Origin of the sequence: Falsiroseomonas oryziterrae (assembly GCF_021864505.1) — a bacterium.
Classification (GTDB): Bacteria; Pseudomonadota; Alphaproteobacteria; order Acetobacterales; family Acetobacteraceae; genus Falsiroseomonas; species Falsiroseomonas oryziterrae.
In genome coordinates, this window is record NZ_JAKJIB010000106.1 from 1 (window position 1) to 11564 (window position 11564).

An 11564-nucleotide genomic window follows, 5' to 3' on the forward strand; every position below is an offset into this window, starting at 1 on the left:
GCCGCGGCACAGGCCCCCTCCCCGCTCCGGCCGCGGAACCACGCGCATCACCGCCGGCCGGCGGAGCCGGGCTTCGCCCCGCCCGAGGCGGCCTTCGGCATCCGGGGGCCGGCCTCGGCCGGGCTCGCGGTCGCTGCCTGGCGTCTGTGGAACGCCGAACCAGGACCGGACCGGGCCCGCGCGCTGGCGCATTGGTTCACGGGAGGCGGACTGGACTCGCCGTGGTTCTGGCTCGGCTTCGAGCGGCGCCGGCGCGGGGCGTTGGCGATCGAGTCGCTGGCCACGGTCGCGAATGCGGCGGCGGGCGCGGCGGCGGCGCGACACGTGGACGTGACGGCGGCGGCGCTGTCGCTGCCCGATCTCGCCTGGATCGCCTTCGCGGGGCTGCTCAGCGAGAAGCTTTGGCGCGGGAATGCCGCGCGCGCGGGCGATCAGGCCAGCGCATAGGCGCTGGCGGCCGCGAGGGCGGCGAGCCAGAGGGCGGCGAGGATCGTGACGCGGGTCATCGGGCGGGTCCGAAGGTGTAGCCAGCCGGAAGGATGCCGGCGCTTCGTGTCGGGACGATGTCGCGGCGTGTTGCGCGTGTGGCGCTGGCTGCGGGGCCAGCCGCGGGCAGCGCGCGCCGACGACCCGCGAACCCCCACCCCGACCAGCCGTCGTATGCGGCAGCGAAGCTGCCGCAACTCTGGCGTCCGACGCCCTTGGCGTCGCCCCCCCCGTGAACGGGGGAGGGAGTGGGGGGCAGGCGCTGCTACCTCTGCAGGGCCTGCACGATCTCCTGCGTCACCTTCTTGGCGTCGCCGAAGAGCATCATGGTGTTCGGGCGGAAGAACAGCTCGTTCTCCACGCCGGCATAGCCGCTGGCCATGCCGCGCTTCACGAAGAACACCGTCTTCGCCTTCTCCACGTCGAGGATCGGCATGCCGTAGATCGCCGACGACTTGTCGGTCTTGGCGGCCGGGTTGGTCACGTCGTTCGCGCCGATGACATAGGCGACGTCGGCCTCGGCGAACTCGGCGTTGATCTCCTCGAGCTCGTGCACCTCGTCGTAGGGCACGTTCGCCTCGGCCAGCAGCACGTTCATGTGGCCGGGCATGCGGCCCGCGACGGGGTGGATGGCGTAGGAGATCTCGGCGCCCTCCTTCTTCAGGAGGTCCGCCATCTCGCGCACCACCTGCTGGGCCTGCGCCACCGCCATGCCGTAGCCCGGCACAACGATGATCTTCTGCGCGTTCTTCATGATGTAGGCGGCGTCCTCCGGGCTGCCGGCCTTCACCGGGGCGCGGTCCCCTGCCCCGCCGCCGGCCGCCGCCGCCCCGCTATCGGAGCCGAAGCCGCCGAGGAGGACGTTGATGATCGAGCGGTTCATGCCCTTGCACATGATGTAGGACAGGATCGCGCCCGAGGCGCCGACGAGGGCGCCGGTGACGATCAGCAGCAGGTTGCCGATGGTGAAGCCGATGCCCGCCGCCGCCCAGCCGGAGTAGCTGTTCAGCATCGAGACGACGACCGGCATGTCGGCGCCGCCGATCGGGATGATCAGCAGGAAGCCGAGCGCGAAGGAGAGGATCGCGATCAGCCAGAACAGGAACGGCGAGCCGGTCGCGCAGAAGACGATGATCAGCACCAGCAGCAGCGCACCGAGCGCCGCGTTCAGCATGTGCTGGCCCTTGAAGATGATCGGCGCGCCGGACATGCGGCCGGCCAGCTTGAGGAAGGCGATCACCGAGCCGGAGAAGGTGATGGCGCCGATGGCGAGGCCGAGCGACATCTCGATCAGCGAGGCCGTCTTGATGTTGCCGGGCACGCCGATGCCGAAGCTCTGCGGTGCGTAGAAAGCGGCGGCGGCGACGAAGACGGCGGCCATGCCGACCAGGCTGTGGAAGGCCGCGACGAGCTGGGGCAGCGCCGTCATCTGGATGCGCTGCGCGACGATCGTGCCGATGGTGCCGCCGATCGCGAGGCCGGCGATCACCAGGACGATGCCGCCGACGCCCATGCCGGGCTTCAGCAGCGTCGCCAGGATGGCGATCGCCATGCCGATCATGCCGAGCAGGTTGCCCTGGCGGCTGGTCTCGGGGTGGCTCAGGCCGCGCAGCGCCAGGATGAAGAGGACGGACGCGACCAGGTAGGCGAGCGTCGAGAGGGTGTCGGCCATGGCGTCAGCCCCCCTTCTTCTTGAACATCGCGAGCATGCGTCGCGTGACCATGAAGCCGCCGGCGATGTTCACCGCGGCGAGCGTCACGGCGAGGAAGCCGAAGATCTTGGCGGCGATGCTGTCCGAGAGGCCCGTGGCGAGGATCGCGCCGACCACGATCACCGAGGAGATCGCGTTCGTCAGGCCCATCAGCGGCGAGTGCAGCGCGGGGGTGACGCCCCACACAACGTAGTATCCGACGAAGCAGGCCATCAGGAAGATGGCGAGCAGCATCAGGAAGGGATTGGCCGCGGCGGCGACCGGCGCGGCCTGCTCGGCGAGTTGCGCGGCCTGCGCGGCGAGCAGCGCCGCGCGGTCGGACAGCGCCGCCGCCTCGTTGGCGATCTGCGAAGGAGTCATGATCCGAAGCTCCTCAGGCGGAGGCGAGGGAGGGATGGACGACGGCGCCGCCGCGGGTCAGCGCGACGCCCTTGACGATCTCGTCGTCCTCCTTGAGCGCCGGCTTCTTGCCTTCCTTGTCCCAGAAGGTGGTCAGGAAGGTGAGCAGGTTGCGCGCATAGAGCTGCGACGCGGCGCCGGCGATGCGGCCGGGCCAGTTGGAGTAGCCGAGGATCTTCACGCCGCCCTCGGTCGTGATCGCCTCGCCCGGCTTCGTCAGCGCGACGTTGCCGCCGGCATCCGAAGCGATGTCCACGATCACGCTGCCGGGCTTCATCGAGCGCACCATCGCCTCGGTCACCAGCGTCGGCGCCTTGCGGCCCTGCACGAGGGCGGTGGTGACGACGATGTCCTGCTTGGCGATGTGCGCGGCCACGACCTCGGCCTGCTTGGCGTAGAACTCGGCCGAGAGCTGCTTGGCGTAGCCGCCGGCGGTCTGCGCGGCCTTGCTCTCCTCGTCCTCGTAGCCGACGAAGCTGGCGCCGAGCGACTTGATCTCCTCCTTCGCCGCGGGGCGCACATCCGTCGCGGAGACTCGGCCGCCGAGGCGACGGGCGGTGGCGATGGCCTGCAGGCCGGCCACGCCCGCGCCCATGATGAAGACATTGGCGGCGGGGATGGTGCCGGCGGCCGTCATCAGCATCGGGAAGCCGCGGTCGAAGGCGTCCGCCGCCTCGATCACCGCGCGGTAGCCGGCCAGGTTCGCCTGGGAGGAGAGCACGTCCATGGACTGGGCGCGGGTGATGCGGGGCAGCATCTCCATCGCGCAGGCGTCCACGCCGGCGGCCGCATAGGCCTTCGCGGCCTCGGCATCGGCCTGCAGCGTGCCGATCAGCAGGGCGCCGCGGGGGATGAGGGCGAGTTCGGCGGCCTCGGGCGCGCGGACGGCCAGCACGATGCCGGCGCCGGCCAGCGCGGCGGCGGGATCGGCGGCGATCTCGGCGCCGGCCTCCCGGTAGGCGGCATCGGGGATGCCGGAGGCGAGGCCGGCGCCGGCCTCCACCGCGACCGTGCAGCCCAGACCCTGGAGTTTCTTCACCGTCTCCGGCGTCGCGGCGACCCGTGTCTCCGCCGCGCGACGCTCGCGCAGGACTGCCACCCGCATACGAAAGGATCCCCCGGTTGAGGCTGAGGGGCGCGATATGACGACCTTCCCCCACTCTGGCAAGGCGAGGGGTGGCGCGGAGTCCATGCCGCGGCCATCTTTCGTGTCTTTCGGGGGACATGACGATGCTGTTCCGGGACCTGCCCGACGGATCCTGGCTGGCGGTGAGCCAGCCGATGCACGCGCTGGTCTCGGGCCAGATGCTGCGGGCCTGGGGCGCCCCGGACTTCGCGCAGGCAGAGCCCTTCGAGGAGGTGGCGACGGCCTGCGCGCAGCATGACGTGGCGTGGATGGGGTGGGAGGCGGCGCCGACCTTCGACCCGGCGACGGGCCGGCCGACGCAGTTCCGCGCCGTCGGCGCGCGCGACCATGCGCCGATGTGGGCCGAGGGGGTGCGGCGGGCGCTGGCCTCCTGGGGGCCCTGGGTGGCGCTGCTGGTGAGCCGGCACGGGAGCCGGATCTATGCCAGCTACCAGGACCGGCACCGGGTGACGCCGGAGGATGCCGCCGCGGCCGAGACCTACCAGCGCGAGCAGGTGGCGCTGCGGGCTGGGCTGATGCGGGCGCTCGGCGTGACGGAGGTCGAGCTGGAGGCGGCGGCGGCGCTGGTCGCGGTGACGGATGCGCTGAGCCTCGCGGCCTGCGGGGGGATCGAGACCCTGGGCTGGTCGGGGATGGCGCCGCTGGCCGGCGGCGGTGAGGTGCCGCTGAGGCTGGAGGAGGGCGAGGCCATGATGACGGTGGATCCCTGGCCCTTCGCGGTGCCCGAGGTCGCGCTGAGCTGGACGGCGCGTCGCTTCGGGCCGGGGGTGCGCTTCAAGAGCGAGGCCGAGATGCGCGCAGGGCTGGCGGATGCCCCTGTGGAGCAGGTCAGGGCGCGGCTGGTCCGGCGGTGAGGCCGCAGACCGCCGACGCTTCGTCGAGATAGTCCAGCAGCGCGTCGCGGAAGACGGACAGGCTCTTGTAGGCGGCCATCTCGGGCGGCAGGGCGCGGATCGCGGCGGCGAGGCGCGCGGCGGCGCCGGGTTGCGCGGCCAGGCGCGACATCGGGTAGCTGTGCACGCGGATGCCGAAGACGACGCGGCCGCTGTCCGGCAGCAGCCGAAAGGTCTGGCGCTCGGTGCGGAAGAAGACCTTCGCGCCGGCGTTCTCCGGGGTGATGCCGGCGTCCGGGGCGGTGCGGCCGCGGCCGGTCGGCTGGAACAGCGCGGGGTCGTCCACGACGGACCAGTTCATCCGCAGCGCGACGCGACCGGAGTGGAGGTGGCGCATGAAGCGGTCCACCGCCGCGCCCAGGCGATCGGCATAGAAGGGCACCGGGCCGTGCACCGCGAGCATCGGGCGGCCGATCTTCTCGGACAGGCGCCAGCGGCTCGGCGCGCACAGCACGGCGGCTTCGAGGATCGGGCCGTCCGCCTCGGGGCGGATCAGGCAGAGATCCTCCTGCACGAGCCGCCCCGCGACCTCCAGCGGGTCGTGCAGCGGCGCGGCGAGGTCCCAGGTCTCGCCGGTCAGCCCGTTGTGGAGGGTGTCGCCGTCGCGGCGGAACCAGCCGGGATGGTGCTGCGCGAGATGCGCGGCGAGGATGGCGAGCGTCTCGGCCCGCGCCTCCTCGGAGCCCGGCAGGGCGGCGAAGACCTCGGCGTGGCGGGTGTCGAGAAGGTGGCGGCGTTCCGCCAACTCGGCCGGGTAGCGGTCGTCGATCTCGATCCACTCGGCCAACGTGCAGGCGGTGAGCGCCATGGCCATGCGCCAGGGCCCCTCCTCGACCGGAAGGTGCAGTGCCTCCGCGGCCAGGGGCGGCGCGGCCATGGGCGTGGGCGCGGTCACCCCCTGCCCTGCCCGGATCAGCCCTGCGGCACGCCGGCGGCGATCAGCGCGGCCTGCTGGCGCTCGGCGATCTTCGCCTCCTCGAAGTCGTGCACCAGCTCCATGAACATGCGGTGCCAGTTCGCCTCGGCACGCAGGCGATAGAACACGCTGCCGAGGCCGATCGCGGCGCGGTCCATCAGCGGGAACTCGCGCGGGATCTTCACGCCGCCGGTGCGCTTGAGGCCGGCATGCACCTCCATCGCGATCCTGCGGCCATACATCGGGTCGTCGAGCGGCGTGATGGTGCGGACCTTGTCCTCGACCAGCGGCTCGTAGAGGAAGCGCGCCCAGAGGTTCAGGACCTCCATCGTGTCCTTGCTGAGGTTCTTGAAGCCCCAGATGCGGTAGGCCTCGGCGGCCTTGTCGATGTCGTGGTCGCGCACCGCCTCGTAGAGCATGATCACGCCGGTGACGAAGCTCGCCGGGAAGACGCGGATCACGCCGAAGTCGAAGAGGTTGACGCCCCAGCGCACATCCGGGTCGGCATCGGTGCGCACCTGGTAGTTGCCGAGATGCGGGTCGCCGTGGATCACGCCGTAGCGGTAGAAGGGCACGTACCAGGCGCGGAACAGCGCCTTGGCATAGGCGACGCGCTCCTCGGGCGGCGGGTCCTCCTCGAGCCGGCGGAGGATCGGGCGGCCCTCGAGCCAAGTCATGGTCAGCAGGCGTTTGGTGGTGAGCTCGGCCACCGGCTCCGGCACCGCCACGCCCGGGATGCCGTCGAGCATGATGCGGTAGAGCCGCGCATGCGAGGCTTCGCGCGTGTAGTCGAGCTCCTCGCGCAGCCGCGTCGCGAGCTCGGTGTAGGCCTCCTCGTTGTCGAGGGTGTTGTCCATGCGGCGGTAGAGCGACATGGCGAGCTTCAGCTGGCGGAGATCGGCTTCCACCACGGACGGCATGTCGGGGTATTGCAGCTTGCAGGCGACGTCGCGGCCGTCATGCAGCGTCGCGCGGTGCACCTGGCCGAGGCTGGCAGCGGCGGCGGCCTCCTGCCCGAAGGTCTTGAAGCGCGACTGCCAGGTCGGGCCGAGCTCTGACTGCATGCGGCGGCGCACGAAGGCCCAGCCCATCGGCGGCGCGTTGGACTGAAGTGTAGCTAGTTCCTGCGCGTATTCCTCGGGCAGCGCTTCCGGCACGGTCGCCAGGAACTGCGCGACCTTCATGAGCGGCCCCTTCAGCCCGCCGAGCACCTGCTTCAGGCTCTCGGCATGCGCGTTCTTGTCGGACTTGATGCCGAGGAAGCGCTCGCCCGCCACCCGCGCCGCGACGCCGGTGACGGCGCCGGAGGTGCGGACCATGCGCCGCACCTCGCCGAAGAGTGTCGACTCCTTGCGGCTGTCGCTCACGAAGCGCGCTCCAGCTCGTCGATGAAGCCCGAGATCACGTCGAGCCCCTTGTGCCAGAAGGCCGGGTCCGAGGCGTCGAGCCCGAAGGGCGCGAGCAGCTCCTTGTGCCGCTTCGTCCCGCCCGCCCGCAGCATGTCGAGATATTTCTGCTGGAAGCCCGGATGGCCTTCGCGGAACACGCCGTAGAGCGCATTCACGAGGCAATCCCCGAAGGCGTAGGCGTAGACGTAGAAGGGCGTGTGGATGAAGTGCGGGATGTAGGCCCAGTAGACGCCGTAGTCCGGCGTGAAGTCGAAGGCCGGGCCGAGGCTTTCGACCTGCACCTGCATCCAGAGCTCGGCGATGCGCTCATGCGCGATCTCGCCCTGCTTGCGCTCCTCGTGCAGCAGCGTCTCGAAGCGGTAGAAGGCGATCTGCCGCACCACCGTGTTCAGCATGTCCTCGACCTTCGACGCCAGCAGGCCGCGGCGGCGCCTCGGGTCGGTCTCGGCATCCAGCAGCGCGCGGAAGGTCAGCATCTCGCCGAACACGCTCGCCGTCTCGGCCAGGGTCAGCGGGGTGGAGGACAGCAGGTAGCCCTGCTCGCCGGCGAGGATCTGGTGCACGCCATGTCCGAGCTCATGCGCGAGCGTCATCACGTCGCGCGTCTTGCCGTGGTAGTTCACCAGCAGATAGGGATGCGCGGAGGGCACGGTCGGATGCGCGAAGGCGCCCGAGGCCTTGCCCGGCCGGAGCGCAGCATCCACCCAGGGCTTGTCGAAGAAGCGCCTTCCGACCGCGGCGAGCTCCGGGCTGAAGGCGGCGTAGCTGTCCAGCACGCGCTGCGTCGCATCCGGCCAGGGGATGCTGCGGTCGTCCTGGTCGGGCAGCGGCGCGTTGCGGTCCCAGTGCTTCAGCTTCTCCAGGCCCAGCCACTTCGCCTTCATCGCGTAGTAGCGGTGGGACAGGCGCGGATAGCTCTGCCGCACCGCCGTCACCAGCGCGTCCACCACCTCGTCCTCGACCATGTTGGCGCGGTTGCGCGCGCTGGTCGGGCGGGGATAGCGGCGCCAACCGTCGATGATCTCCTTGTCCTTGGCGAGCACGTTGGTGATCAGGCTGAACAGGCGCACGCGCTCACCGAAGGCCTCCGACACGCCCTTGGCCGCCGCGGCGCGGACCTCGCGGTCGCGGTCGGAGAGCTTGTTGAGCGCGGAGGAGACGGTCAGCTCCTCGCCCGCCACGCTCACGCGCATGCCGGCGATCGTCTCGTCGAACAGGCGGTTCCAGGCGGCGCGGCCGGTGACCTCCTTCTCGTGCAGCAGCTTCTCGACCTCGTCGGAGAGCTGGTGCGGGCGGAAGACGCGGAGATCGCGCAGCCAGGGCTGCCAGCGGCGGAGCGCGGCGGAGGCGGCGAGCTTCCGGTCGAGCGCGTCCTCCTCCATCCGGTTGATCTCGAGGGTGAGGAACAGGAGGTGGGAGGAGATCGCCGTCACCCTCTCCTGCGCCGTCTGGTAGAAGCGGCCATTCGCCGCATCCTGCGCATCGGCGCTGAAGACCAGCTGGGCATAGGACATCGCGCGGCCGAGCCGTTCCTCGATCGCCTCATAGGTGGCGATGGCGGCGGCGAGCGCGTCGCCCGACAGCGCCGCGACCTTGCCGGAGTGCGCGGCCTCGAAGGCCTTGGCCTCCGCCTCCGCCGCATCGAACTCGGCGGCGAGCTTCGGATCGTCCGGGCCGGCGTAGAGGTCGGAGAGGTCCCAGGACGGCAGGGAGTCCGCCGCCGTCCCGCCGGGGCGTGCCGTGTCGCGCAGCGCGGCGCGGGCATGGGGCAGGCGGGAATCTTCGCGAATCGTCACGGGTGCTCTTGTGTCCGGAGGGCTTCGCCACTGGATATAGACCGCTCCCGGCCTTGGCCAAGCCGTGGGCGGGACACGCGAAGGCCGGGGGAGCGTTGGGGGCATGGAGCCTGGCAAGCGGGTCGGCTGGAACAGCCTGCCGCAGATGATGCTGGAGCTGGCGGCGCAGCGGCAGGACAGGCCGATGCTGCGCCACTGGCACGACAAGGCCTGGCGGCGCGTGACCTGGGGCGAGTTCGCGCATCGGGTGGCGGCCGTCGCGGCCGGGCTGCGCGCCGAGGGCATCGGCCCGGGCGACCGGGTGCTGCTGGTCAGCGAGAACCGGCCCGAATTCGTGATCGCCGACACCGCGCTGATGGCAATCGGCGCGGTGACGGTGCCGACCTACACGACGAACCTCGCCGCCGACCACGCGCATATCCTGCGCGATTCGGGCGCGCGGGCGGCGATCGTGTCGCAGGCGGGGCTCGCGCGGCGGGTGCTGGAGGGCGCGGCGGAGGCCGGGGGCCTCGACCTGCTGGTCGCGATGGAGCCCTTCGAGGCGTCGGGCCCGCGCGTCGTCGCCTGGTCCGCGCTGGAAGCGACGCCGGGCGACGTGCAGATGCTGCGCGCCGAGGCCGAGCAGATCCCGCCCGGCCGGCTCGCCTGCCTGATCTACACCTCCGGCACCGGCGGGGCGCCGAAGGGCGTCATGCTGCCGCACCGGGCGATGCTGTCGAACCGCGCCGGCGTCGCGCAGCTGGCCGACCGGCTGAAGTTCGAGGGCGAGTGCTACCTCTCCTTCCTGCCGCTGTCGCACAGCTACGAGCACACGGTGGGCGGCTTCCTGCTGCCCTCGCTCGGCGTCGAGGTGGTCTATTCGCGCGGCGCCGACCGGATCGCCGCCGAGTTCCAGGAGATCAGGCCGGCCGTCGTCACCGCCGTGCCGCGGCTCTTCGAGGTGCTGCGCGCGCGCATCCTGGCGGGCGTCGAGAAGGAGGGGGGCTTCAAGGCGAAGCTGTTCCACCGCGCGGTCGCCCTCGGCCTCAGGAAGCTGGACGGGCCGCCGCTCGGGCTGCTGGAGCGCGTGCAGGACGCGATCCTCGACCGGCTGGTGCGAGACAAGGTGCGGGCCCGCTTCGGCGGGCGGCTGCTGTGCCTGGTGTCGGGCGGCGCGCGGCTCGATCCGGACCTGTCGGGTTTCTTCCTCGCACTCGGCCTGCCGGTGATCCAGGGCTACGGGCAGACCGAGGCAGGGCCGGTGGTCAGCGTGAACCTGCCCTGGGACAACGACCGCACCACGGTCGGGCCGCCGCTGCCCGGCGTCGAGGTGCGGATCGCCGAGGATGGCGAGCTCTGCGTGCGCGGCGACCTGGTGATGGACGGCTACTGGAACCAGCCGGAGGCGACGGCGAGCGCACTGCAGGATGGCTGGCTGCACACGGGCGACATCGCGGAGATGACCGGCGGGCGCATCCGCATCACCGACCGCAAGCGCGACTTCATCAAGACGCTGGGCGGCGACATGGTGAGCCCGGCCAAGCTGGAATCGCTGCTGATGGCGGAGCCCGAGATCGCGCAGGCGGTGGTCGCCGGCGAGGGCCAGCCCGGCATCGTTGCGCTGGTCGTCCCGGCCGAGGGGATGGCGGAGAAGGTGGGCGCGGCGGTCGCGCGGGTGAACCAGAAGCTCGCGACGATCGAGCGCATCCGCCGCACCGCGGCGGTCGCGCCCTTCACCGTGGAGAACGGGCAGCTGACGCCGACGATGAAGATCAAGCGCCGCGTGGTGCTGGACGCGCACAAGGACCAGGTCGAGGCGCTGCACAGCAAGGGCTGAGCGGGCCGAGGACCATGCCTGACCCCGACCGTTCCGCCGCGCCCGGCGGACGTCTCTCTCCGCTGCGCGACGCGCCCTGGCTGAATGCGACACGGCTGCGCGCCTATGCCTGGATGCTGCTGGCGGCGCAGGCGGCGGTCGCCGCCTCGGTGCTGTTCGGCGAGGGGCTGCTCGACCTCGCCGGCAATCCGGTCGGCACCGACTTCAGCAGCTTCTGGACGGCGTCGCGGCTCGCGCTCGACGGCGCGCCCCTGCTGGCCTGGGACCCGGCCGCGCATCACGCGGCGCAGCGCGCGCTGTTCGGCGCCGACGTGCCCTATTTCGCGTTCTTCTACCCGCCGCCCTTCCTGCTGGCCTGCCTGCCGCTGGCGCTGCTGCCCTATGGCTGGTCGCTCGCGGCGTGGCTGCTGGCGACGCTCGCGGCCTGGCTCGGCGCGCTGCGCGCGCTGCTGCCGCAGCGCTGGGCGGTGCTCGCGATGCTCGCCTTCCCGGCCGCCTGGGTGAACGTGACGCATGGGCAGAACGGCTTCCTGACCGCGGCGCTGTTCGCCGCCGCGGCGCTGGCGCTCGACCGGCGTGCCTGGGTTGCGGGGCTCTGCATCGGTGCGCTGGTGATCAAGCCGCATCTCGCGGTGGCGATCCCGCTCGCGCTTCTCGTGACGAGGCGCTGGGCGGCCGTCCTCGCCGCGGCGCTGGCCAGCCTGACGTTCCTCGGCCTGTCCTGGCTGGTCTTCGGCGAGGCGGGGTGGCGCGCCTTCCTCGCGGTCTCCGCGCTGGCACGCGAGACGCTGGAGGCGGGGCTGGTCGAGCCGGGGAAGATGGTCAGCGTCTTCGCCGCGGCGCGGCTGCTCGGCGCGGGGCTGACGGTGGCCTGGGTGGTGCAGGGACTGACGGCGCTGGCGGCGGCGGCGCTGGTCGGGGCGGCGCTGCGCCGGTCCGCCTCGGGCGTCGCGACGCTGGCGGTGGCTGCGGCGGCGACGCCGCTGATGT

General features: G+C 71.8%; 10 protein-coding genes. 4 read left to right on the forward strand and 6 right to left on the reverse strand.

From position 1 onward, the window contains the following. A partial coding sequence (locus tag L2I40_RS10790; protein ID WP_237214919.1) for a tryptophan-rich sensory protein occupies positions 1-447 on the forward strand: 447 nt, incomplete at its 5' end. Between the two features lie 304 nt (positions 448-751). On the opposite strand, the gene L2I40_RS10795 is transcribed toward L2I40_RS10790, so the two are convergent. The 3 genes from L2I40_RS10795 to L2I40_RS10805 are packed head-to-tail and all read right to left on the reverse strand — an operon-like array spanning position 752 to position 3702. Beyond that, complete coding sequence (locus tag L2I40_RS10795; RefSeq protein ID WP_237214921.1) at positions 752-2158, reverse strand: NAD(P)(+) transhydrogenase (Re/Si-specific) subunit beta; 1407 nt, start codon at positions 2156-2158, stop codon at positions 752-754. A gap of 4 nt (positions 2159-2162) precedes the next feature. Next, positions 2163-2558, reverse strand: a complete 396-nt coding sequence (locus L2I40_RS10800) for an NAD(P) transhydrogenase subunit alpha (protein WP_237214923.1) — start codon at positions 2556-2558, stop codon at positions 2163-2165. Positions 2559-2571: 13 nt separating this feature from the next. Then, positions 2572-3702 carry a Re/Si-specific NAD(P)(+) transhydrogenase subunit alpha gene (locus L2I40_RS10805; protein WP_237214925.1) on the reverse strand — a complete coding sequence of 377 codons (1131 nt, stop codon included), beginning with the start codon at positions 3700-3702 and terminating at the stop codon, positions 2572-2574. Between the two features lie 125 nt (positions 3703-3827). Between L2I40_RS10805 and L2I40_RS10810 the strand changes: the two genes are divergently transcribed. Next, the gene (locus tag L2I40_RS10810; RefSeq protein WP_237214927.1) at positions 3828-4598 is read left to right on the forward strand and encodes a DUF3891 family protein; all 771 of its coding nucleotides are present in this window, start codon (positions 3828-3830) and stop codon (positions 4596-4598) included. On the opposite strand, the gene L2I40_RS10815 is transcribed toward L2I40_RS10810, so the two are convergent. From L2I40_RS10815 to L2I40_RS10825, 3 genes are read right to left on the reverse strand one after another with little or no spacing between them, the layout of a single operon-like run. Beyond that, positions 4573-5514, reverse strand: a complete 942-nt coding sequence (locus tag L2I40_RS10815) for a heme-dependent oxidative N-demethylase family protein (protein ID WP_237214929.1) — start codon at positions 5512-5514, stop codon at positions 4573-4575. The two genes, L2I40_RS10810 and L2I40_RS10815, sit on opposite strands and share 26 nt — an antisense overlap. Before the next feature lie 35 nt (positions 5515-5549). Beyond that, positions 5550-6872, reverse strand: a complete 1323-nt coding sequence (locus L2I40_RS10820; RefSeq protein ID WP_372491043.1) for an ABC1 kinase family protein — start codon at positions 6870-6872, stop codon at positions 5550-5552. Positions 6873-6916: 44 nt separating this feature from the next. Continuing rightward, positions 6917-8752 carry a M3 family oligoendopeptidase gene (locus L2I40_RS10825; RefSeq protein ID WP_372491045.1) on the reverse strand — a complete coding sequence of 612 codons (1836 nt, stop codon included), beginning with the start codon at positions 8750-8752 and terminating at the stop codon, positions 6917-6919. Between the two features lie 109 nt (positions 8753-8861). Here L2I40_RS10825 and L2I40_RS10830 point away from each other — a divergent pair, with 109 nt between their 5' ends. Both L2I40_RS10830 and L2I40_RS10835 read left to right on the forward strand, forming a co-directional pair. Then, positions 8862-10574 carry an AMP-dependent synthetase/ligase gene (locus L2I40_RS10830; protein WP_237214938.1) on the forward strand — a complete coding sequence of 571 codons (1713 nt, stop codon included), beginning with the start codon at positions 8862-8864 and terminating at the stop codon, positions 10572-10574. A gap of 14 nt (positions 10575-10588) precedes the next feature. Beyond that, positions 10589-11564: glycosyltransferase family 87 protein (locus tag L2I40_RS10835; protein ID WP_237214939.1), on the forward strand; the 976-nt coding region annotated here is incomplete at its 3' end.